This is a genomic window from Klebsiella pneumoniae complex sp. WS1778 (genome assembly GCF_049472055.1).
GTDB classification, from domain to species: Bacteria; Pseudomonadota; Gammaproteobacteria; order Enterobacterales; family Enterobacteriaceae; genus Klebsiella; species Klebsiella quasipneumoniae.
In genome coordinates, this window is record NZ_JBKGTJ010000004.1 from 105,044 (window position 1) to 128,051 (window position 23,008).

A 23,008-nucleotide genomic window follows, 5' to 3' on the forward strand; every position below is an offset into this window, starting at 1 on the left:
AACGTGGCGAAAGCTCCAAAACGCGCATTTGTCTGTAATGAATGTGGTGCGGATTATCCGCGGTGGCAGGGGCAATGCAGCGCCTGCCATGCCTGGAATACCATCACCGAGATGCGCATCGCCGCGTCGCCGCAGGTGGCGAGAAACGAGCGTTTGTCAGGCTACGCCGGTAACGCCGGCGTCTCGAAGGTGCAGAAGCTGTCAGACATCAGCCTGGAAGCGCTGCCGCGTTTCTCCACCGGGTTTAAAGAGTTCGATCGCGTACTCGGCGGCGGCGTGGTGCCGGGCAGCGCGATCCTGATTGGCGGCAACCCCGGCGCGGGGAAATCGACCCTGCTGCTGCAGACTTTGTGCAAGCTGGCGGAAGGGATGAAAACGCTGTACGTCACCGGGGAGGAGTCCCTTCAGCAGGTGGCGATGCGCGCCCATCGCCTTGGGCTGCCGACGGCGAACCTGAACATGCTCTCGGAAACCAGCATTGAGCAGATCTGTCAGATTGCCGATGAAGAAAAACCGCAGCTGATGGTGATCGACTCAATCCAGGTGATGCATATGGCCGACGTTCAGTCGTCGCCGGGCAGCGTCGCCCAGGTACGTGAAACGGCGGCCTATCTGACGCGCTTTGCCAAAACTCGCGGCGTGGCGATCGTTATGGTCGGCCACGTCACCAAAGACGGTTCGCTGGCCGGCCCGAAGGTGCTGGAGCACTGTATTGACTGCTCGGTGCTGCTGGACGGCGATGCCGACTCCCGCTTCCGCACTCTGCGCAGCCACAAAAACCGCTTTGGCGCGGTGAATGAGCTGGGCGTTTTCGCCATGACCGAGCAGGGGCTGCGCGAAGTGAGCAACCCGTCCGCTATCTTCCTCAGCCGGGGAGATGAAATCACCTCCGGCAGCTCGGTGATGGTGGTCTGGGAAGGGACCCGCCCGCTGCTGGTGGAGATCCAGGCGCTGGTGGATCACTCGATGATGTCCAACCCGCGCCGCGTGGCGGTGGGGCTGGAACAGAACCGTCTGGCGATCCTGCTGGCGGTGCTGCATCGCCACGGCGGCCTGCAGATGGCCGATCAGGACGTTTTCGTCAACGTGGTCGGCGGGGTGAAGGTCACGGAAACCAGCGCCGATCTGGCGCTACTGCTGGCGATGGTCTCCAGCCTGCGCGATCGCCCGCTGCCTCAGGACCTGGTGGTCTTTGGCGAAGTGGGGCTGGCCGGCGAAATTCGCCCGGTGCCGAGCGGTCAGGAGCGTATCTCCGAAGCAGCGAAGCATGGCTTCCGCCGCGCCATCGTCCCGGCGGCCAATGTGCCGAAAAAAGTGCCGGAAGGCATGCAAATCTTTGGTGTGAAAAAGCTTTCAGACGCGCTAAGCGTTTTTGACGACTTATAATAAGTTAAAAGGAGATTAGCGATGTCGTCATTTGACTATTTAAAAAGCGCCATAAAGCAGAAAGGCTGTACCCTGCAGCAGGTGGCGGAAGCCAGCGGGATGACCAAGGGGTATCTCAGCCAGCTGTTGAACGCCAAAATCAAAAGCCCGAGCGCGCAGAAGCTTGAAGCGCTGCATCGCTTCCTCGGGCTGGAGTTTCCCCGCCGACAGAAAAGCGTCGGCGTGGTGTTTGGTAAGTTTTACCCGCTGCATACCGGGCACATCTATTTGATTCAACGCGCCTGTAGCCAGGTCGATGAGCTGCATATCATCATGGGCTACGACGATACTCGCGACCGCGAGCTGTTTGAAGAGAGCGCCATGTCGCAGCAGCCAACGGTGCCTGACCGCCTGCGCTGGCTGCTACAGACCTTTAAATATCAGAAGAATATTCGCATCCATGCGTTCAATGAAGAGGGGATGGAGCCCTATCCGCACGGCTGGGATGTGTGGAGTCATGGGATCCGCGCTTTTATGAGCGAAAAAGGGATCGAGCCGAACCGGATCTATACCTCGGAAGAGGCCGATGCGCCGCAGTACCTTGAGCATCTGGGGATCGAGACGGTGCTTATCGATCCTAAGCGGACCTTTATGAATATTAGCGGCGGCCAGATCCGCGAGAACCCGTTCCGCTACTGGGAATATATTCCGACGGAAGTGAAACCGTTCTTTGTGCGGACGGTGGCGATCCTCGGCGGCGAGTCGAGCGGTAAATCAACGCTGGTCAATAAGCTCGCCAATATCTTCAATACTACCAGCGCCTGGGAATATGGCCGGGATTATGTCTTTTCGCATCTCGGCGGCGATGAGATGGCGCTCCAGTATTCTGATTACGATAAAATTGCCCTCGGGCATGCCCAGTATATTGATTTCGCAGTGAAATATGCCAACAAGGTGGCATTTATCGATACCGACTTCGTCAGCACTCAGGCGTTCTGTCTGAAGTACGAGGGGCGTGAGCACCCGTTCGTGCAGGCGCTGATTGATGAATACCGCTTTGACCTGGTGATCCTGCTGGAGAACAACACCCCGTGGGTGGCTGATGGGTTACGCAGTCTTGGGAGTTCGGTGGATCGTAAAGAGTTTCAGTCGCTGCTGGTGTCGCTGCTGAAAGAGAACGAGATCGAGTTCGTCCATGTGAAGGAGTCGGACTACGATACGCGCTTCCTGCGCTGCGTCGAGCTGGTGAAGCAGCTGATGGGGGAGCAGGGGTAGATCCTCTGCGGGCTGTTGCCCTCACCCCGGCCCTCTCCCGGTGGGAGAGGGAGCAAACCCTAAAAAAGGCAACTTGCGTTGCCTTTTTACTTTTACCTTGCCCTCACCCCGGCCCTCTCCCGGTGGGAGAGGGAGCAAACCCTAAAAAAGGCAACTTGCGTTGCCTTTTTACTTTTACCTTGCCCTCACCCCGGCCCTCTCCCACAGGGAGAGGGAACAAACATTAAAAAAGGCAACTTGCGTTGCCTTTTTGCATTTTATTTTGAGATACGTTTGTACTTGATTCGCTTGGGCTCCAGCGCGTCGGCGCCGAGAGTGCGTTTCTTGTACTCTTCATACTCGGTAAAGTTACCTTCGAAGAACTCCACCTTACCTTCATCCTGGTAATCCAGAATGTGGGTGGCAATACGGTCAAGGAACCAGCGGTCGTGCGAGATAACCATCGCGCAGCCCGGGAACTCCAGCAGGGCGTTTTCCAGCGCGCGCAGGGTTTCGATATCCAGGTCGTTGGTCGGTTCATCGAGCAGCAGGACGTTACCGCCGACCTGCAGCAGCTTCGCCAGGTGCAGACGACCGCGTTCACCGCCGGACAGCTCGCCAACGCGTTTACCCTGGTCGACGCCTTTGAAGTTAAAGCGGCCCACGTAGGCGCGGCTCGGCATTTCGGTGTTGCCGATCTTCATGATATCCAGGCCGCCGGACACTTCTTCCCACACGGTTTTGCTGTTGTCCATCGCGTCGCGGAACTGATCGACGGAAGCCAGCTTAACGGTTTCACCCAGGGTGATGGTGCCGGAATCTGGCTGTTCCTGGCCAGACATCATGCGGAAGAGGGTGGATTTACCCGCGCCGTTCGGACCGATGATGCCGACGATAGCGCCTTTCGGTACCGAGAAGCTCAGATCGTCGATCAGCACGCGGTCGCCGTAGGATTTGCGCAGATGGCTGACTTCCAGAACTTTATCGCCCAGACGCGGGCCTGGCGGAATGAACAGTTCGTTGGTCTCGTTACGTTTCTGGTATTCAACGTTGTTAAGCTCTTCAAAGCGCGCCAGACGGGCTTTGCCCTTAGACTGACGGCCTTTCGCGCCCTGGCGTACCCACTCGAGCTCTTTCTCGATGGATTTGCGGCGTGCGGCTTCCTGAGAAGCTTCCTGCGCCAGACGCTGATCTTTCTGCTCCAGCCAGGAGGAGTAGTTGCCTTCCCACGGAATACCTTCGCCGCGGTCAAGTTCGAGGATCCAGCCGGCGACGTTATCGAGGAAGTAACGGTCGTGGGTAATCGCCACCACGGTGCCTTCGAAGTCGTGCAGGAAGCGTTCCAGCCAGGCGACGGACTCGGCGTCGAGGTGGTTAGTCGGTTCGTCGAGCAGCAGCATATCCGGTTTTTCCAGCAGCAGGCGGCACAGCGCGACGCGGCGGCGTTCACCACCGGAAAGATTAGCGATTTTCGCATCCCAGTCCGGCAGGCGCAGGGCGTCGGCCGCGCGCTCCAGCTGCACGTTCAGGTTGTGGCCGTCGTGCGCCTGGATAATCTCTTCGAACTTGCCTTGCTGTGCGGCAAGCTTATCGAAGTCCGCATCCGGCTCGGCGTATTTAGCATAGACTTCGTCCAGACCCTTCAGCGCGTTAACCACTTCGGCGACCGCTTCTTCCACGGACTCGCGCACGGTGTGCTCCGGGTTGAGCTGCGGCTCCTGCGGCAGGTAGCCAATTTTAATGCCGGGCTGCGGACGCGCTTCACCTTCGATCTCGGTGTCGATACCGGCCATGATGCGCAGCAGGGTAGATTTACCGGCGCCGTTCAGACCGAGCACACCGATTTTCGCGCCAGGGAAAAAGCTGAGGGAGATATTTTTCAAAATATGACGTTTCGGCGGAACCACTTTGCCGACACGATGCATGGTATAAACGAATTGAGCCACGTTGGACTTCGCCTCTTTCTATTTTGATAGATAGTTCAAAGCCGAAGTGTAGCCTTTTTCGCGCGCTAATCCCAGCGAGGCGACAGGATTCACAGAAGCGTAAAAAAATGTTCAGGACATGGCGCGTTTAGCGTTGTCTGATTAGCATAAGTAAAGCCGCCTGCCGAACCGGCAGGGGCTTTTAAGCGGCACGATGCTGCGAAAATGCACCTGAAAGAGGAAGAGCTTGTGGAAAAAGCCAAAAAAATGGCGTGGCATCTTTTGGCTGCCAGCGTTGGTCTGTTGGCGTTGAGTCAGCTGGCGCATGCGGATTCACTGGATGAACAGCGCAGCCGCTACGCACAAATTAAGCAGGCGTGGGATAACCGGCAGATGGATGTGGTTGACCAGCTGATGCCCACGTTAAGCACCTATCCCCTGTATCCCTATTTGCAGTACCGGCAGATTACCGACGATCTGATGAACCAGCCGGCGCTGGTGGTGAAAAACTTTATTGACGCCAACCCGACGCTGCCCCCGGCGCGTTCATTACGTTCGCGTTTCGTGAATGAACTGGCCCGGCGCAGCGACTGGCGCGGCTTGCTGGCGTTTAGCCCCGATAAGCCGACCAGCACCGAGGCGCAGTGCAACTACTACTACGCCAAACTGAGCGTGGGTCAGTCGCAGGAGGCCTGGAGCGGAGCGAAAGCGCTCTGGCTGACGGGCAAGAACCAGCCCGGCGCCTGTGAACCGCTGTTCAGCGCCTGGCGCGACTCCGGCCAACAGGATCCGCTGGCCTATCTCGAACGGATCCGCCTGGCGATGAAGGCCGGCAATATTGGGTTGGTGAAATCGCTGGCCCAGCAGATGCCTGCCAACTACCAGAGCATCGCCAGCGCCGTGGTCGCCCTGGCTAACGATCCTAACAGCGTTCTGACCTTTGCCCGCACCACCGGGGCGACGGACTTTACCCGCCAGATGGCCGCCGTCGCTTTCGCCAGCGTCGCCCGTCAGGATGTGGAAAATGCCCGTTTGATGATCCCTTCGCTGGTGCAGGCCCAGCAGCTCAATGAGGATCAGACCCAGGAGCTACGCGATATTGTCGCCTGGCGCCTGATGGGGAACGATGTGACCGAAGAGCAGGCCATCTGGCGCGACGATGCGATTATGCGCTCGCAGTCCACGCCGCTGGTGGAGCGGCGGGTACGGATGGCGCTGGGGACGGGCGATCGCCATGGTCTGAATACCTGGCTGGCGCGCCTGCCGATGGAGGCGAAAGAGAAAGACGAATGGCGCTACTGGCAGGCGGATCTGTTGCTGGAGCGCGGCAGGGACGAGGAGGCGCAGGCGATCCTCCGGTCGTTGATGCAGCAGCGGGGTTTCTACCCGATGGTCGCTGCGCAGCGTCTCGGCGAGGAGTATACCTTCCGCATTGATAAAGCGATTGGCACGCTCGATCCGGCGCTGGCCTCCGGTCCGGAGATGGCCCGGGTGCGCGAGCTGATGTACTGGAATATGGATAACACCGCGCGCACTGAATGGGCGAACCTGGTCACCAGCCGTAGTAAATCCCAGCAGGCGCAGCTGGCGCGTTACGCTTTTGATCAACACTGGTGGGATCTGAGCGTACAGGCGACGATCGCCGGCAAACTGTGGGATCAGCTGGAGGAGCGCTTCCCGCTGGCCTATAACGATCTGTTTGCCCGCTATATCAGCGGTAAAGATATTCCGCAGAGCTACGCGATGGCGATTGCCCGCCAGGAGAGCGCCTGGAACCCGAAAGTGCGCTCGCCGGTCGGCGCCAGCGGGCTGATGCAGATTATGCCGGGCACCGCGACGCATACCGTCAGCATGTTCAGCATTCCCGGCTACAGCGGCCCGTCGCAGCTGTTGGATCCGGAAACCAACATCAACATCGGCACCAGCTATCTGCAGTACGTTTACCAGCAGTTCGGTAATAACCGCATCTACGCCTCGGCGGCCTATAACGCCGGGCCGGGTCGGGTACGCACCTGGCAGGGGAACAGCGCCGGACGGATCGACGCCGTGGCGTTTGTCGAGAGTATTCCGTTCTCGGAAACACGCGGCTACGTGAAGAATGTCCTCTCCTATGACGCCTACTATCGCTACTTTATGGGTCAGCAGGATAAGCTCTTCAGCGATGCGGAGTGGCGGCAGCGTTACTGATCGCCGGGAAGTATGTTATGCTTTGTACTCGTTGAAGAGTACATTCGACGGGCAGCGTAAGCTGCCCGTCTCAATATGGTGGCGCGATATGACCCAACAATCTCCCTATTCCGCGGCCGTTGCCGAACAACGTCATCAGGAGTGGCTGCGCTTTGTGGCGCTGCTACAGCAGGCCTATGCGCAGGATCTGCATCTACCGTTGCTGCAGCTCATGCTGACCCCTGATGAGCGTGAAGCGCTGGGGACTCGGGTGCGCATTATCGAAGAGCTGCTGCGCGGTGAGATGAGCCAGCGCGAGCTGAAAAATGAGCTCGGTGCCGGCATTGCGACCATTACCCGCGGGTCCAACAGCCTGAAGTCGGCGCCGGTTGAGCTGCGCCAGTGGCTGGAGCAGACGCTGTTGGCTAGCGATAAATAGCGTTGTGGAACGGGCTTAACGCCAGCACGACCGCCTGATGGTAAACGCTGCTGCGGGTTAATTTGCCGCCGGTGAAAACCCCAATCGCTCCCTCTTTACGACCAATCTGATCGATGCCGGTATACTGCGACATGACCGGCCCGAGGGCTTCGCCAGCGCGAACCTGCTCAAGAATAACGTCAGGCAACGGCAGCGTGGCTGAGCGCGCTTCTCCGCGCTGGCTGGCGCTTTCGATGACCACCCAGCTAAAGGTACTGTCATCGTCAATTCCGGCTTCGATGGCGACCCAGAAATCGGCATGGGGCTGGGCAAGGCGCGCATTGGCGACGCGATTTCGTGCGCCAGCGCGCGTTTCCTCGCTGCCGAAGGGCTGTTCCGGCACGCCGCTCTCGACGGAGACGGACTCAATGTGGCAGGATCCTTCGCCGAAAATCTCGTCAAAAGCCTGCAGAATTGCCTGAATTTTGGCGGGATTAGTGGTCGCTGAGACAACATGGTGCATAATCAAAACAACTCAGAATAAACTAACGTCATCGCAGTATACTCTAAATCACCCCCAGGGCAGTCGGTAATGCCCGCAAGCGGTCGATAACGAGTTCAGAACGGAAAAAAAGCATGTTACAGGTATACCTTGTTCGCCACGGTGAAACGCAGTGGAACGCCGAGCGACGTATTCAGGGTCAGTCCGACAGCCCGCTGACCGCACACGGTGAGCGCCAGGCCTGGCAGGTTGGCGAGCGCGCCAGAACGCTGGGGATCACCCACATCATTACCAGCGATCTGGGACGAACCCGTCGCACAGCAGAGATTATTGCCGAAGCCTGCGGCTGCAGCGTGATCGCTGATGCGCGCCTGCGCGAGCTGGATATGGGAGTGCTGGAGAAGCGCCATATTGACTCGCTCAGCGAAGAAGAAGAGGGCTGGCGCCGCCAGTTGGTCAACGGCACGCCGGATGGTCGCATTCCGCAGGGCGAATCGATGCAGGAGCTTAGCGAACGTATGCATGCGGCGCTGGCCGCCTGTCTGGAATTACCGGCCGGTAGTCGACCGCTGCTGGTGAGTCATGGTATCGCGCTGGGCTGCCTGGTGAGTACGATTTTAGGGCTGCCGGCATACGCAGAGCGTCGTCTGCGCCTGCGCAACTGCTCGATCTCGCGCGTCGATTATCAGCAAAGCCCGTGGCTGGCTTCCGGCTGGGTGGTGGAAACGGCGGGCGACGTCTCGCATCTTGACGCCCCCGCGATGGACGAGCTGCAGCGTTAACGGCGGATCGGGATCAGATACTCGCAGCGTAACTGAATCGGCGTGGCCTGATCCCGGCTTTCATCTTCAGGATAGAAGCGTTCAATATCCAGCCCCTTGCGGCGCGTCAGGTTCAGCATCGGCATGCAGGTGCCGTAGACCGTCAGGATGAATTCCTGCAGGCCGGTACCCAGCCCTTCATACGTAAACATGACATACTCGCCGCCCTCCAGCGTCACCGGATGGGCGTTCTGCAGGTGGCCGTTAGCCATCTCCGGCGTCAGCGCGGTGGTATAGAACACTTCCTGCTCATCGTCTTTCTCCAGGCTCGGACGCGGTTCATGCAGCCCGTAGAGCACCGGGGGGATCGACGGCGAGTTGCCGAGGAAATCTCGCCAGAACTGGACCCGCATCTGGTTGCGGAAGTCGGAGATTTCCTCCAGCTTACAGGTATAGCTCTGAGTCACACCGAGCAGTTGAGTCGTGGGTAGGGCGACAAATTCATGTTTCGGCAGGGTAAACTCGCCAAGACGTAGCGGCGGACGCATACCGAACGAGCTCCAGTCCGGCGAGCGGCGGTAGAGAGCCGGCGTCAGCGAGAATTGCTTCTTGAACGCCCGGGTGAAGGTCTGCTGGGAGTCGAAACGGTACTGCAGCGCAATATCAAGGATTGGACGGGCGGTAAGGCGTAATGCGACAGCTGATTTCGACAACCGGCGCGCGCGAATATAGGCACCGATAGCGTGGCCGGTGACATCCTTAAACATTCGCTGCAGATGCCACTTGGAATAACCTGCCTTCGCCGCCACATTGTCCAGAGAAAGCGGCTGATCCAGGTGACCTTCCAGCCAGCTAAGGAGATCGCGAATAATCCCTGCTTGATCCATAAAATGTCCCCATCCTTAAACACAGGTGCCTGATATTAAAGTAGCGGATAATAGCATTTTTTGATGTTTTAGCATTCAGTGTTTTTTTTGCTTTTAAATGCGGTAGGTCAGTGGATCTGAACGATAATTTTGTAAAGCTGTGATCTATAAACCTTTTCTGCTAAGTCCGTGATAATCACTTAGCTATATTTTTTAATAATGGTAACAATATGAAATACAAGAAGTTTGCGATGGGCCTGCTGTTGCTGGCCGGCTGTCAGATTGCTCAGGCGGAGCAGATTGGTTCCGTGGATACGGTCTTCAAATGGTTAGGACCGGATCACAAAATTGTCGTCGAAGCCTTTGACGATCCGGATGTCCAGAACGTGACCTGCTATATCAGCCGGGCGAAGACCGGCGGGATCAAAGGCGGGCTGGGTCTGGCGGAGGATACCTCCGACGCGGCCATCTCCTGCCAGCAGGTCGGGCCGATTGAGCTGACGGACAAAATCAAAAATGGCAAAAGCCAGGGCGACGTGGTGTTCCAGAAGCGCACCTCGTTAGTATTTAAAAAGCTACAGGTCGTTCGCTTCTATGATGCGAAACGCAATGCGCTGGTCTACCTGACCTATTCGGATAAAGTAGTTGATGGTTCGCCGAAGAACGCCATCAGCGCCGTGCCGATTATGCCCTGGAATAAATAAACGGGAGCGCGCATGCAGCAGCCATGGATTTGGTTAGTTGAGGATGAACAGAGTATCGCCGATACCCTGGTTTATATGCTCCAGCAGGAGGGCTTCCAGGTCACCGTCTTCGACCGCGGGTTGCCCGCGCTGGAGGCGGCGGCGCATCAGGCGCCCGATGTCGCCATCCTCGACGTTGGCTTGCCGGATATCAGCGGCTTCGAGCTCTGTCGGCGCCTGCTGACACGTTATCCGGCGCTACCGGTGCTGTTTCTCACGGCGCGGAGCGATGAGGTCGATAAGCTGCTGGGGCTGGAAATCGGCGCTGACGATTACATCGCCAAGCCGTTTTCGCCGCGCGAAGTTTGCGCGCGGGTGCGCAGCGTGCTGCGACGGCTGCAAAAATTTGCCGCGCCTTCGTCGGTAGTTCGCGTCGGCGAGTTTGTGCTTGACGAGCAGGCGGCGTCGATAAGCTGGTTCGGCCAGCCCCTGAACCTGACGCGCTATGAATTTCTGCTGTTGAAAACTTTGCTTCACGCGCCCGGTCGCGTTTTCTCCCGTCAGCAGCTGATGGAGCGGGTATGGAGCGATGCCTGGGAAAGCCTCGACCGCACCGTCGACACCCACATCAAAACCCTGCGCGCTAAACTGCGGGCCGTGAATCCTGATTTGTCGCCAATCAATACCCATCGCGGGATGGGTTACAGCCTGGGGCGCTGCTGATGCGCATCGGCATGCGCCTGCTGCTGGGCTATTTTCTTATCGTCGCGATCGCCGCTTGGTTTGTACTGTCGATCTTTGTCCAGGAAGTGAAGCCGGGCGTGCGCCGGGCGACGGAGGGGACCCTCAACGATACCGCCACCCTGCTGGCGGCGCTGGCGCGTGAGGACCTGCTGGCGGCAAACCCGCAGCAGGGCAGGCTGGCGCAGGCCTTTCAACAGCTCCACCAGCAGCGGCTAAACGCCAACATTGGCGGAATTAAAAAGGTGCGTAATGAGTACCGCGTCTATCTGACCGATGCCCGGGGCAAGGTCGTGTTTGACTCCAGTGGAGAGGCGACAGGGCAGGACTATTCACGCTGGAACGACGTCTGGCTCACCCTGCGCGGGCAGTACGGCGCGCGCAGTTCGCGCAGCGATCCGCATGATGAAGCCAGCTCGGTGATGTATATCGCCGCGCCGGTGATGGATCAGGGGCGGATTATCGGCGTGCTGAGCGTCGGTAAACCCAATCTGGCGATGACGCCGGTCATTAAGCGCAGCGAGCGGCGGATCCTCTGGGCCGGCGGTGCCCTGCTGGGCATTGCGCTGTTGATCGGCTGCGGCGTCGTCTGGTGGATCAATTTCTCTATCGGTAAGCTGGTGCGCTATGCGGACTCCGTGACCGCTGACCGCCCGCTGCCGTTGCCGGAGGTCGGCAGCAGCGAACTGCGTAAGCTGGCCCAGGCGCTGGAGAGCATGCGGGTGAAGCTCGAAGGCAAAAACGCCATCGAAAACTATGTCTATGACCTGACGCACGAGCTGAAAAGTCCGCTGGCGGCTATTCGCGGTGCGGCGGAGATTCTGCGCGAAGGGCCGCCGCCTGCGGTGGCGGCGCGGTTTACTGAGAATATCCTTGCGCAGAACACCCGCATGCAGCTGCTGGTGGAGCGGTTACTCCAGCAGGCGCGACTGGAAAGCCGGCTGGAGATAAAGCTACAGCCGGTGTCGATAGATGCGCTATACCAACGCCTGGCGGAGGAGCGCGACATCGCCCTGGCGGCGAAAGCCATTACTCTGCGCTGGCAGGCGAGTGGGATGCTGGTCAATGGCGATGGCGAACTGCTGGCCCAGGCGCTGGGTAATCTGCTCGACAACGCGATTGATTTTACCCCCCAGGGGGGCGAGATCGCCCTGGCAGTAGAGAAACGGAATGCAGAGGTGCAACTGAGCGTAACGGATAACGGATGCGGTATTCCGGAGTATGCCCTGACGCGGATCTTTGATCGGTTCTACTCGCTGCCGCGTGAAGACGGCCACAAGAGCAGCGGCCTTGGGCTGGCCTTCGTTCGTGAAGTGGCGCGCCTGCATCATGGCGATATCCGTCTGCACAATCGCCCTGAAGGCGGCGTGGTCGCTACGCTGAGACTTCACCGTCCCTTCACATAGCTTCAAATTCTCCCCACACAGCCGCCCTATGGTGAGGCCATCACGATAGGGAGAAAGCTATGTTGAAATCACCGTTATTCTGGAAAATCACCACGCTAATAGGTTGTATTGTGCTGTTATCTCTACCTTTAATGATGGTCAGGGAGCTCATCAATGAGCGGGCTGATTATCGCAGCGAGGTAGTGGACGCCATTGAGCAGAGCACCAGCGGTTCGCAAAAACTCGCCGGGCCGCTGATCGCTATTCCGGTAACCGAGACGCTGACCCGCAGGGAGAACCAAAAAGAGGTCGCCTATCAGCGTAGCTGGGTGTACTACTGGCTGCCGGAGTCGCTGGCGGTCACCGGCAAACAGACCGTGGAGTCGAGAAGGGTGGGCATCTACAGCGGGCAGGTATGGCATAACGCCCTGCAGATTAAGGCCACCTTCGATCCGCTGCGTCTGGCGTCGCTGCGAAAAACGCATATCACCCTGGGCCTGCCGCGGCTGGTGGTGAGCGTTGGCGATGCCCGCGGCATTGGCGCCATCCATGCCCCGGAGGTCAATGGTAACGTATTAAGCGTGGAGCCGGGGCTGGGGATCAGCGGCGATGGGGCGGGCATCCATATGCCGATGCCTGCGCTAGCGGAGGACAACAAACCGCTTGAGATTGCTTTTTCGCTCGATCTGAACGGGACGGGCGCATTTTCACTGGCGCCGCTCGGGCGCAACAGCGAGCTGCAGCTGACCAGTAACTGGCCGCATCCCGGCTTTCTCGGCAGCTTCCTGCCAACGAAACGCGAAGTGAATGCTGCCGGCTATCGCGCCCACTGGCAAAGCAGCTGGTTCGCCAATGATATGGGCAGCTATTTCAAGGATGATATGGAGATCCCGTGGTCGCGCTTACCGGCGTTCAGTGCCGATGTCATGTCGCTTGCCGACCAGTACCAGCTAACCGATCGGGCGACAAAATATGCCATCCTGTTAATCGGGCTGACGTTTATGGCGTTTTTCGCTTTCGAGAGCCTGACCCATCGACCCCTGCATCCGATGCAATATTTGCTGGTGGGCTTATCGCTGGTGCTGTTTTACCTGGTGCTGCTGGCGCTTTCGGAGCACATTGGCTTTACCGCCGCCTGGCTGGCCGCCAGTCTGTGCGGCGCGGTGATGAATGGGATCTACCTCCAGGCGGTGCTCAGGGGATGGCGCAACAGCCTGCTGTTTGTCGCCGCGCTGTTGCTGCTGGATGGGGTGATGTGGTTTCTGCTGCACTCCGAGGACAGCGCGCTGCTGTTGGGGACCGGTGTGCTGGCGCTGGCGCTGAGCATTCTGATGTTTTTGACCCGGCGACTGGACTGGTATGCGTTATCGTTACCGAAAGGCAGTGCGCCTCCGCCGCCGTCTGCTGATGACGACAAACTGCGCCTGTGGAAAGAGTGACGGCATAAAAAAACGGCGCCCTCGGGCGCCGTTTTCACATCATAGCTGCGGAATAACTCGCATTATTCCTGCAGATCGCCACAGAAACGGTAACCTTCACCGTGAATGGTAGCGATGATTTCCGGAGTATCCGGAGTGGATTCGAAGTGTTTACGAATCCGACGAATGGTCACGTCAACGGTACGGTCATGCGGCTTCAGCTCGCGACCGGTCATTTTCTTCAGCAGCTCGGCACGAGACTGAATTTTGCCCGGGTTTTCGCAGAAGTGCAGCATCGCGCGGAATTCACTGCGCGGCAGCTTGTACTGTTCGCCGTTCGGGCTAACCAGGGAACGGCTGTTGATATCGAGTTCCCAGCCGTTGAACTTGTAGCTTTCCACGCTGCGACGCTCTTCGCTCACGGTACCGAGGTTCATGGTACGGGAGAGCAGGTTGCGCGCGCGGATAGTCAGTTCACGCGGGTTAAACGGTTTAGTGATATAGTCGTCAGCGCCGATTTCGAGGCCAAGGATCTTATCCACTTCGTTGTCGCGGCCGGTCAAGAACATCAGCGCGACGTCGGCCTGCTCGCGCAGCTCGCGCGCCAGCAGAAGACCATTTTTACCCGGCAGGTTGATATCCATGATCACCAGGTTGATATCATTTTCAGACAGGATCTGATGCATTTCCGCGCCATCGGTCGCTTCGAATACATCGTAACCTTCTGCTTCGAAAATACTTTTTAACGTGTTGCGTGTTACCAACTCGTCTTCAACGATAAGAATGTGCGGGGTCTGCATGTTTGCTACCTAAATTGCCAACTAAATCGAAACAGGAAGTACCAAAGTCCCTGACCTGCCTGGTGCATGTCGCAAATTAACATGCGCGGCGTAACATGACTAAAGTACGTAATTGCGTTCTTGATGCACTTTCCATCAACGTCAACAACATCATTAGCTTGGTCGTGGGTACTTTCCCTCTGGACCCGACGGTGTCAAAAACGGCTGACATCCTAACCATTTTAACAGCAACATAACAGGCTAAGAGAGGCCGAACACCCAATAAAACTACGCTTCGTTGACATATATCAAGTTCAATTGTAGCACGTTAACAGTCTTGTGAAATCATTGCATCGCCATGCTCTTTATAGTCACAATCTTTACCCGGCTCAACTAGTTGCGTGGATAAATTAATAAATACAGTGAATCCAATGTCTGGAACGATGCGTCAGATGAAATTTCATTGCCCATCATATGGATAAATGGGTTCTGTTAACATACTCCTTGTCATGGCCTCCTGAGAACAGTTTAGATTTTTTTATGGGTAAGAAAACGCAATTTTAGTGATTTTTGTTGCAAATTTGTAAATTTTCACCGCGTAAAATGGGGGGCTCCGCGCCTCAGACAACGCCTGAGAGAGAGAATGAAACCGCAATGCGTTTAACGATTATTTTGGTCGGTCCTGCCCGGGCCGAGAACGTCGGTGCCGCCGCCAGGGCGATGAAAACCATGGGATTTCGCGATCTGCGGATCGTGGACAGTGAAGCCCATCTGGCGCCGGCGGCACGCTGGGTGGCGCACGGCTCAGGCGACATCCTCGATGGCATCACCACCTATTCCACCCTTGCTGAGGCGCTGCACGACGTCGATTTTACCGTCGCCACCACCGCCCGCAGTCGCGCGCGGTTTCACTATTACGCCACGCCGCAGCAGTTGTTGCCGCTGCTGGAGGAGAAGGCGAACTGGATGACCCATACCGCGCTGGTATTTGGCCGTGAAGACGCCGGATTGACCAATGAGGAGCTGGCCCTGGCCGATGTGCTGACCGGCGTGCCGATGGTCGCGGATTATCCGTCGCTGAACCTCGGTCAGTCGGTGATGGTTTACTGCTATCAATTAGCATCGCTTATGCAACAATCGGCTCCCGCCGCTGCCGCGGCAGACCATCATCAGCTGCAGGCGTTGCGCCTCCGCACCATGGCCTTGCTTTCGCGTCTGGGCGTGGAGGACGATGCCAAACTGGCCGACTGGCTGTCGCAACGATTGGGTCTGCTGCAGCAGCGAGACACGGCAATGTTGCATCGTTTGCTGCATGATATTGAAAAAAACCTACCAGAATAAAGTTCTGTCATATTTTTTATTTATGGTTGCATATACTGTTTTTGCGGCAGGTGTTCCGCCAATCTGGGTGTTTTTTCTTGTCGGGGTGGCGCAATACGTAAGCCGGCTGAAATGGGGTTAATTGAGAAATTCATTGACTTAAGACGGCAGATACTTTAACCAATATAGGCAGGACACACAGACAGATAAAAATACAGAGTACACAACATCCATGAATCGCATCGGCATGATTACCACCATTATCACCACCACCATTACCACAGGTAACGGTGCGGGCTGACGCGTACAGGAAACACAGAAAAAAGCCCGCACCTGAACAGTGCGGGCTTTTTTTTTGACAAGAGATCAAGGGGTAAGAACCATGCGAGTGTTGAAGTTCGGCGGTACATCAGTGGCAAATGCGGAACGGTTTCTGCGGGTTGCCGATATTCTGGAGAGTAATGCCAGGCAGGGGCAGGTAGCGACCGTCCTGTCTGCCCCGGCGAAGATCACTAACCATCTGGTAGCGATGATTGAAAAGACCATTGGCGGCCAGGATGCCCTCCCCAATATTGCCGACGCTGAACGCATTTTTGCCGAACTTCTTCAGGGCCTTGCCGACGCCCAGCCCGCTTTCCCGCTCGCCCAGTTGAAAGCCTTTGTTGAGCAGGAGTTTGCTCAGATTAAGCATGTCCTGCACGGTATTAGCCTGCTGGGTCAGTGCCCGGATAGCGTCAATGCCGCGCTGATCTGCCGAGGCGAAAAGCTCTCCATCGCCATCATGGCGGGTCTGCTGGAAGCCCGTGGTCATAAAGTCAGTGTCATTAACCCGGTGGAAAAACTGCTTGCCGTTGGTCACTACATGGAGTCCACGGTCGATATCGCCGAATCCACCCGCCGCATCGCCGCCAGCCAGATCCCGGCAGACCATATGATCCTGATGGCCGGGTTTACCGCTGGCAATGAGAAGGGGGAGCTGGTGGTGCTGGGGCGCAACGGCTCCGACTATTCGGCTGCGGTGCTGGCCGCCTGCCTGCGCGCCGATTGCTGCGAAATCTGGACCGATGTCGACGGAGTGTACACTTGCGACCCGCGCCAGGTGCCGGATGCGCGTCTGCTGAAATCGATGTCTTATCAGGAGGCGATGGAGCTCTCCTATTTTGGCGCGAAAGTGCTGCACCCGCGCACCATCGCCCCTATCGCCCAATTCCAAATCCCATGTCTGATTAAAAATACTGGCAACCCGCAGGCGCCGGGAACGCTCATCGGCGCCAGCCGCGACGAGGACGATCTGCCGGTTAAAGGCATCTCTAACCTCAACAACATGGCGATGTTCAACGTTTCCGGGCCGGGGATGAAAGGCATGGTCGGCATGGCCGCCCGCGTCTTCGCCACCATGTCCCGCGCCGGCATCTCGGTAGTGCTGATCACCCAATCCTCCTCCGAGTACAGCATCAGTTTCTGCGTGCCGCAGAGCGACTGCGCGCGAGCCAAACGGGCGATGGAAGATGAGTTTTACCTCGAGCTGAAAGAGGGACTGCTGGAGCCGCTGGCCATTATGGAGCGTCTGGCTATTATCTCGGTGGTGGGCGACGGGATGCGCACCCTGCGCGGTATCTCGGCAAAGTTTTTTGCCGCGCTGGCTCGCGCCAATATCAATATCGTGGCGATTGCTCAGGGCTCCTCCGAGCGCTCCATTTCGGTGGTGGTTAGCAATGACGATGCTACCACCGGCGTGCGCGTGACCCATCAGATGCTATTCAACACCGATCAGGTGATCGAAGTGTTCGTCATCGGCGTCGGCGGCGTCGGCGGCGCGCTGCTGGAGCAGATCAAACGCCAGCAGGGTTGGCTGAAGAGCAAACATATCGATCTGCGCGTTTGCGGCGTGGCCAACTCTCAGGCGCTGCTGACCAGCGTGCATGGTCTGAATCTGGAAAACTGGAGTGAAGCGCTGGCGGAGGCGAAAGAACCCTTTAATCTTGGTCGCCTGATCCGCCTGGTAAAAGAGTACCACCTGCTGAATCCGGTGATCGTCGACTGTACCTCCAGCCAGGCGGTCGCCGATCAGTACGCCGACTTCCTGCGCGAAGGTTTCCATGTGGTCACGCCGAATAAAAAGGCCAATACCTCTTCACTGGATTACTATCATCAGCTGCGCCACGCGGCGAGCAGCTCGCGCCGCAAGTTCCTCTATGACACGAACGTTGGCGCTGGCCTGCCGGTGATTGAGAACCTGCAGAACCTGCTCAACGCCGGCGATGAACTGCGCCATTTCTCCGGGATCCTTTCCGGCTCCCTGTCGTTTATCTTCGGCAAGCTGGATGAGGGGGTGAGTTTCTCGGCGGCGACGGCAATGGCCCGTGAGATGGGGTATACCGAGCCGGATCCGCGCGACGATTTATCCGGGGTGGACGTCGCGCGTAAGCTGCTGATTCTGGCCCGTGAGACCGGGCGTGAACTGGAGCTGTCGGACATTATCGTCGAGTCGGCGCTGCCGGCGGACTTCGACGCCAGCGGTGATGTCGAGACCTTTATGGCCCGCCTGCCGTCGCTGGATGATGAGTTCGCTTCGCGGATCGCTAAGGCGCGCGATGAAGGTAAAGTCTTGCGCTATGTCGGTAACATCGAAGAGGATGGTACCTGCCGGGTGAAAATTGCCGCCGTTGACGGCAACGATCCGCTGTACAAAGTCAAAAATGGCGAGAACGCGCTGGCCTTTTACAGCCACTATTATCAGCCATTGCCGCTGGTGCTGCGCGGCTATGGTGCCGGGAACGACGTCACGGCGGCCGGCGTATTCGCCGACCTGCTGCGCACCCTTTCCTGGAAGTTAGGAGTTTAAGATGGTCAAAGTATATGCCCCGGCTTCCAGTGCCAATATGAGCGTCGGGTTTGATGTGTTGGGCGCGGCGGTCACGCCGGTCGATGGCACGCTGCTTGGCGACAATGTCACTGTCGAAGCGGCGGAGCAATTTAGCCTGCAGAATCTGGGACGCTTCGCCAGCAAACTGCCGACGGCGCCGCAGGAGAACATTGTTTACCAGTGCTGGGAAAGCTTTTGCCGGGAGATCGGTAAGACGGTGCCGGTGGTGATGACGCTGGAAAAAAACATGCCGATTGGTTCCGGGCTGGGTTCCAGCGCCTGCTCGGTGGTCGCCGCGCTGGTGGCGATGAACGAGTTTTGCGGTAAGCCGCTGAACGAGACGCGCATGCTGGCGCTGATGGGGGAGATGGAAGGGCGTATCTCCGGCAGCATTCACTACGACAACGTGGCGCCGTGCTATCTTGGCGGCATGCAGTTGATGATCGAAGAGAACGGGATTATCAGCCAGCAGGTGCCCGGGTTTGATGAGTGGCTGTGGGTGCTGGCCTATCCGGGGATTAAAGTCTCCACCGCCGAAGCGCGGGCGATTCTGCCGGCGCAGTACCGCCGTCAGGATTGTATCGCCCATGGTCGCCACCTCGCGGGCTTTATTCATGCCTGCTACACCCGCCAGCCGCAGCTGGCGGCAAAATTGATGAAAGATGTGATTGCCGAACCGTACCGAACCAAACTGCTGCCGGGCTTTAGCGAAGCGCGTCAGGCGGCCATGGAGATGGGCGCCCAGGCTTGCGGCATCTCCGGCTCTGGCCCAACGCTATTCGCGTTGTGCGATAAGCCGGACACCGCACAGCGCGTCGCCGACTGGCTTGGCGCGCACTATCTACAGAATCAGGAAGGCTTTGTTCATATTTGCCGGCTGGATACGGCGGGCGCACGCGTAGTGGGATAACCAATGAAACTGTATAACTTAAAAGATCACAATGAGCAGGTCAGCTTTGCGCAGGCCGTTACCCAGGGACTTGGCAAGCATCAGGGCCTGTTCTTTCCGCACGATCTGCCGGAATTCAGCCTGACTGAAATCGACGATATGCTGGCGCAGGACTTTGTCACCCGCAGCGCCAAAATTTTATCCGCCTTTATCGGCGATGAGATCCCGCAGGATGTCCTGCAACAGCGGGTCCGCGCGGCGTTTGCGTTTCCGGCGCCGGTGAGCAAGGTTCAGGAGGATGTCGGCTGTCTGGAACTGTTCCATGGCCCCACGCTGGCGTTCAAGGATTTCGGCGGCCGCTTTATGGCGCAGATGCTGACCCACATTGCGGGCGACAAGCCGGTCACCATCCTCACGGCGACCTCTGGCGATACCGGGGCGGCGGTGGCGCATGCTTTCTATGGTCTGCCGAACGTTAAGGTGGTGATCCTCTATCCGCGCGGCAAGATCAGCCCGCTGCAGGAGAAGCTGTTCTGTACTCTCGGCGGCAACATTGAAACCGTGGCGATTGACGGCGACTTCGACGCCTGCCAGGCGCTGGTGAAGCAGGCGTTTGACGATGAAGAACTGAAGGCGACGCTGGGGCTGAACTCGGCTAACTCCATTAACATCAGCCGCCTGCTGGCGCAGATCTGCTACTACTTCGAAGCGGCGGCGCAGCTGCCGCAGGAAGCCCGCAATCAGCTGGTGATTTCTGTGCCGAGCGGCAACTTCGGCGATCTGACCGCCGGTCTGCTGGCGAAGTCGCTGGGTCTGCCGATCAAACGCTTTATCGCTGCCACCAACGCCAACGACACTGTTCCGCGCTATCTGCAGGGCGGCGAGTGGGCGCCAAAAGCCACCCAGGCGACGCTGTCCAACGCCATGGACGTCAGCCAGCCGAACAACTGGCCGCGTGTCGAAGAGCTGTTCCGCCGTAAAATCTGGCGTCTCAGCGAGCTGGGCTATGCCGCGGTCGATGATGAGACCACCAAAGCGGCAATGCGTGAGCTGAAGGCCATCGGCTACATCTCTGAGCCGCACGCGGCGATTGCCTGGCGCGCGCTGCGCGATCAGCTGCAGCCGGGAGAGTACGGTCTGTTCCTCGGTACTGCGCATCCGGCGAAGTTCAAAGAGAGCGTGGAGGAGATCTTGCAGGAGACCCTGCCGCTGCCGAAAGAGCTGGCCGACCGCGCCGACCTGCCGCTGCTGTCTCACAACCTGCCGGCGGATTTCGCCGCGCTGCGTAAGCTGATGATGGGCTAAATCCTTACCGTCCCCCTGTCGCGTCGAACGCCGCAGGGGGACGCTTACTTACTGCTCGTGGCGTTTAAACACCAGTTCGCCTTTCTCCGAAGCCTCCGCATCAAAGAAATAGCCTTCGCTATTAAAGAATTTCAGCTGCTCCGGCTGGGTTAAGCGATTTTCAATAATGTAGCGGCTCATCAGGCCACGGGCTTTCTTGGCATAGAAGCTGATCACTTTGAATTTGCCGTTCTTCTCATCGAGGAAGACCGGCTTGATCAGCTGGCCCTGCAATTTTTGCGTTTTCACCGATTTAAAATACTCATCGGAAGCCAGGTTGATGACGATATCGTCGCCCTGAGCCTGCAGCGCCTGATTCAGCTTCTCGGTAATGGTATCGCCCCAGAACTGGTACAGATCTTTACCGCGCGGGTTTTCCAGACGGATCCCCATCTCCAGGCGGTAGGGCTGCATCAGGTCCAGCGGGCGCAGCACGCCATACAGGCCGGAGAGCATGCGCAGGTGTCGCTGGGCGAAGTCAAAGTCGTCCTCAGTGAGCGTCTCTGCCTGCAGGCCGGTGTAGACATCGCCCTTAAAGGCGAGGATCGCCTGGCGGGCGTTTTGCGGCGTGAAGTCAGGGTGCCAGTCGTGGAAACGGGTGGCGTTCAGATCCGCCAGCTTGTCGCTGATGCTCATCAGCTTGCCGATTTGCGGCGCGGTCAGCTGACGGGCGATGCTAATAAGCTCTTGAGAATACTCGAGGAGTTCGGGCTGGGTATAGCGAGTCGTTGCCAGCGGGCTTTGATAATCGAGCGTTTTAGCAGGTGAAATCAGAATCAGCATATCCAGTCCTTGCAGGTATTTTCGACGAATTTTAACAAAAAAAGTGAATGGTGGGATCGTATAGCTGCGATTGCCACGCTATTCGCGCGGCAGTTCATTCCACGCGCCCGGGGCCAGCTGCTGGTGAATCTCGGGATAGCGCGACGCATCAAAAGTGGGCTGGATGCCCAGCTGGCGCTGACGCAGATAATCACTGGCGATAATTCGCACCGTCGGGGAGAGCAGCAGGATGGCCGTCAGGTTGGTCATCGCCATCAGCGCCATAATGATATCCGCGCTCTGCCAGACGACCGGCAGGCTAACCAGGGTCCCCAGCAGCACCATCAGGACGGTGAGTATTCTCAGCCCCCAGATATAGCGCGGCTTATCCAGATGCAGAAAGATCAGATTATTTTCCGCATACACGTAATTGGCCACGATAGAGCTAAAAGCGAACAGCAGCACGATGAGGGCGATAAAATCCGCTCCCCAGCCGCCGACCAGCACGCTCATCGCGTGTTGCAAGTCCTGAATACCATTGAGCGTATACTCATTGTCGGGCCGCGGCGCCAGCATGACGATAATCGCGCTGGCGGTACAGATCACGATGGTATCGATAAACACGCCTATCATCTGCACGATACCCTGCGCCGCCGGGTGCGGCGGCCATGAGGCGGCGGCTGCGGCGGCGTTAGGCGAAGAGCCCATCCCTGCTTCATTGGAGAACATGCCGCGCTGAAAGCCGCTGGTCAGCGCCTGGCTGATGGTGTAGCCCACCGCGCCGGCGGCGGCTTCCTGCCAGCCGAAGGCGCAGCGAAAGATGGTGGCGAAAATCGTCGGCAGGGCGGTGATATGCCACAGGCCGATAAGCAGGCTGGTGGCGATCCATAGCAGCGCCATGATGGGCACTATCCACTGCATCAGGCGCGCCACGCCGCGTAAACCGCGGAGGATGGCCAGCAGAACGACAACGGCCAGCACGCCGCCGCTGACCGCCGCCGGCAGATCGAACGCATAGCGCAGGGCATGAGCCACGGAGTTGGCCTGCACGGTATTGAAGATAAAACCATAGGCCAGCAGCAGGAGGATCGAAAACAGGACGCCCATCCAGCGCATGCCGAGCCCGCGCGCCATATACCAGGCCGGGCCGCCGCGGAACTGGCCGCGGCTATCGCGTTCTTTATACAACTGGGCAAGGGAACATTCGGCGAAGCTGCTGGCCATGCCGAGCAGGGCGGAGACCCACATCCAGAATACCGCTCCTGGTCCGCCGGCGGCAATGGCCAGCGTGACGCCGGCAAGATTACCGCTGCCAACCCGGGCGGCAAGACTGGTACATAACGCCTGAAAAGAGGTTAAACCGCCCGGCTGCGGGTGCAGGCTTTTTTTCAGACTGCGGCTAAATTTGCGCACGTAACGGAACTGAATACCCCGGGTTTGCCAGCTAAACCAGATCCCTGCACCCAGTAGCAGATAAATCATCACTGAGCCCCAGAGTATTTCATTGATAAATGAGAGAAAATCAGGCATTAAACATCCTCTTGTCCATGCCGGAACGCCAGTG

General features: G+C 58.0%; 21 protein-coding genes and 1 other annotated feature. Of the genes, 15 read left to right on the top strand and 6 right to left on the bottom strand.

What is annotated here, in order from left to right:
* Nucleotides 1-3 precede the first annotated feature (3 nt).
* Complete coding sequence (radA, locus tag ACLEXF_RS18910) at nucleotides 4-1,386, top strand: DNA repair protein RadA (RefSeq protein WP_002887800.1); 1,383 nt, start codon at nucleotides 4-6, stop codon at nucleotides 1,384-1,386.
* Between the two features lie 21 nt (nucleotides 1,387-1,407).
* On the top strand, nucleotides 1,408-2,640 hold the full coding sequence (nadR, locus tag ACLEXF_RS18915) for a multifunctional transcriptional regulator/nicotinamide-nucleotide adenylyltransferase/ribosylnicotinamide kinase NadR (RefSeq protein WP_004886547.1): 1,233 nt from the start codon (nucleotides 1,408-1,410) through the stop codon (nucleotides 2,638-2,640).
* A gap of 257 nt (nucleotides 2,641-2,897) precedes the next feature.
* On the opposite strand, the gene ettA is transcribed toward nadR, so the two are convergent.
* Complete coding sequence (gene ettA / locus ACLEXF_RS18920) at nucleotides 2,898-4,565, bottom strand: energy-dependent translational throttle protein EttA (protein ID WP_004204211.1); 1,668 nt, start codon at nucleotides 4,563-4,565, stop codon at nucleotides 2,898-2,900.
* Between the two features lie 228 nt (nucleotides 4,566-4,793).
* On the opposite strand from ettA, the gene sltY reads away from it, so the two are divergent.
* Together sltY and trpR are read left to right on the top strand one after the other, a co-directional pair.
* Nucleotides 4,794-6,731, top strand: coding sequence for a murein transglycosylase (gene sltY, locus ACLEXF_RS18925; RefSeq protein ID WP_004204212.1), 1,938 nt, complete (start codon nucleotides 4,794-4,796; stop codon nucleotides 6,729-6,731).
* 88 nt (nucleotides 6,732-6,819) lie between these two features.
* Nucleotides 6,820-7,149, top strand: coding sequence for a trp operon repressor (gene trpR / locus ACLEXF_RS18930; protein WP_004204213.1), 330 nt, complete (start codon nucleotides 6,820-6,822; stop codon nucleotides 7,147-7,149).
* Here the strand turns inward: trpR and yjjX are convergent.
* Nucleotides 7,136-7,651, bottom strand: coding sequence for an inosine/xanthosine triphosphatase (gene yjjX / locus ACLEXF_RS18935; RefSeq protein WP_004204215.1), 516 nt, complete (start codon nucleotides 7,649-7,651; stop codon nucleotides 7,136-7,138). The genes trpR and yjjX overlap by 14 nt on opposite strands.
* A 113-nt stretch (nucleotides 7,652-7,764) precedes the next feature.
* Between yjjX and gpmB the strand changes: the two genes are divergently transcribed.
* The gene (gene gpmB / locus ACLEXF_RS18940) at nucleotides 7,765-8,412 is read left to right on the top strand and encodes a 2,3-diphosphoglycerate-dependent phosphoglycerate mutase GpmB (protein ID WP_004204216.1); all 648 of its coding nucleotides are present in this window, start codon (nucleotides 7,765-7,767) and stop codon (nucleotides 8,410-8,412) included.
* Here gpmB and robA read toward each other — a convergent pair.
* The gene (gene robA / locus ACLEXF_RS18945) at nucleotides 8,409-9,278 is read right to left on the bottom strand and encodes an MDR efflux pump AcrAB transcriptional activator RobA (protein ID WP_004204217.1); all 870 of its coding nucleotides are present in this window, start codon (nucleotides 9,276-9,278) and stop codon (nucleotides 8,409-8,411) included. The two genes, gpmB and robA, sit on opposite strands and share 4 nt — an antisense overlap.
* Nucleotides 9,279-9,487: 209 nt before the next feature.
* Between robA and creA the strand changes: the two genes are divergently transcribed.
* From creA to creD, 4 genes are read left to right on the top strand one after another with little or no spacing between them, the layout of a single operon-like run.
* Nucleotides 9,488-9,961, top strand: coding sequence for a protein CreA (gene creA / locus ACLEXF_RS18950; RefSeq protein WP_004204218.1), 474 nt, complete (start codon nucleotides 9,488-9,490; stop codon nucleotides 9,959-9,961).
* Between the two features lie 12 nt (nucleotides 9,962-9,973).
* Entirely contained in the window at nucleotides 9,974-10,663 is a 690-nt protein-coding gene (gene creB, locus ACLEXF_RS18955; protein WP_064795073.1) for a two-component system response regulator CreB, read from the top strand.
* Nucleotides 10,663-12,087 carry a two-component system sensor histidine kinase CreC gene (creC, locus tag ACLEXF_RS18960; RefSeq protein WP_146412464.1) on the top strand — a complete coding sequence of 475 codons (1,425 nt, stop codon included), beginning with the start codon at nucleotides 10,663-10,665 and terminating at the stop codon, nucleotides 12,085-12,087. The genes creB and creC overlap by 1 nt, the downstream gene beginning before the upstream one ends.
* Nucleotides 12,088-12,146: 59 nt before the next feature.
* Complete coding sequence (creD, locus tag ACLEXF_RS18965; RefSeq protein WP_049093448.1) at nucleotides 12,147-13,505, top strand: cell envelope integrity protein CreD; 1,359 nt, start codon at nucleotides 12,147-12,149, stop codon at nucleotides 13,503-13,505.
* Nucleotides 13,506-13,567: 62 nt separating this feature from the next.
* On the opposite strand, the gene arcA is transcribed toward creD, so the two are convergent.
* Nucleotides 13,568-14,284, bottom strand: coding sequence for a two-component system response regulator ArcA (gene arcA / locus ACLEXF_RS18970; RefSeq protein ID WP_002887843.1), 717 nt, complete (start codon nucleotides 14,282-14,284; stop codon nucleotides 13,568-13,570).
* A 95-nt stretch (nucleotides 14,285-14,379) separates the two neighbouring features.
* On the opposite strand from arcA, the gene yjjY reads away from it, so the two are divergent.
* The 6 genes from yjjY (at nucleotide 14,380) to thrC (ending at nucleotide 20,643) form a co-directional block, all read left to right on the top strand.
* On the top strand, nucleotides 14,380-14,520 hold the full coding sequence (gene yjjY, locus ACLEXF_RS18975) for a protein YjjY (RefSeq protein WP_004146984.1): 141 nt from the start codon (nucleotides 14,380-14,382) through the stop codon (nucleotides 14,518-14,520).
* A 397-nt stretch (nucleotides 14,521-14,917) separates the two neighbouring features.
* Complete coding sequence (locus ACLEXF_RS18980) at nucleotides 14,918-15,604, top strand: tRNA/rRNA methyltransferase (protein ID WP_004204223.1); 687 nt, start codon at nucleotides 14,918-14,920, stop codon at nucleotides 15,602-15,604.
* A gap of 211 nt (nucleotides 15,605-15,815) precedes the next feature.
* On the top strand, nucleotides 15,816-15,884 hold the full coding sequence (gene thrL / locus ACLEXF_RS18985; RefSeq protein WP_004222578.1) for a thr operon leader peptide: 69 nt from the start codon (nucleotides 15,816-15,818) through the stop codon (nucleotides 15,882-15,884).
* Nucleotides 15,823-15,940, top strand: a sequence feature (Thr leader region). Its footprint overlaps the gene before it by 62 nt.
* Before the next feature lie 25 nt (nucleotides 15,941-15,965).
* The gene (gene thrA, locus ACLEXF_RS18990; protein ID WP_009309175.1) at nucleotides 15,966-18,428 is read left to right on the top strand and encodes a bifunctional aspartate kinase/homoserine dehydrogenase I; all 2,463 of its coding nucleotides are present in this window, start codon (nucleotides 15,966-15,968) and stop codon (nucleotides 18,426-18,428) included.
* 1 nt (nucleotide 18,429) lies between these two features.
* Nucleotides 18,430-19,359, top strand: coding sequence for a homoserine kinase (gene thrB, locus ACLEXF_RS18995; RefSeq protein WP_243811812.1), 930 nt, complete (start codon nucleotides 18,430-18,432; stop codon nucleotides 19,357-19,359).
* Nucleotides 19,360-19,362: 3 nt separating this feature from the next.
* The gene (thrC, locus tag ACLEXF_RS19000; RefSeq protein WP_002887863.1) at nucleotides 19,363-20,643 is read left to right on the top strand and encodes a threonine synthase; all 1,281 of its coding nucleotides are present in this window, start codon (nucleotides 19,363-19,365) and stop codon (nucleotides 20,641-20,643) included.
* Nucleotides 20,644-20,691: 48 nt separating this feature from the next.
* Here the strand turns inward: thrC and yaaA are convergent, their stop codons facing one another.
* Together yaaA and ACLEXF_RS19010 are read right to left on the bottom strand one after the other, a co-directional pair.
* Complete coding sequence (gene yaaA / locus ACLEXF_RS19005) at nucleotides 20,692-21,465, bottom strand: peroxide stress protein YaaA (protein ID WP_101839067.1); 774 nt, start codon at nucleotides 21,463-21,465, stop codon at nucleotides 20,692-20,694.
* A gap of 78 nt (nucleotides 21,466-21,543) precedes the next feature.
* Nucleotides 21,544-22,974, bottom strand: coding sequence for an alanine/glycine:cation symporter family protein (locus ACLEXF_RS19010; RefSeq protein WP_004204227.1), 1,431 nt, complete (start codon nucleotides 22,972-22,974; stop codon nucleotides 21,544-21,546).
* Between the last annotated feature and the right edge of the window lie 34 nt (nucleotides 22,975-23,008).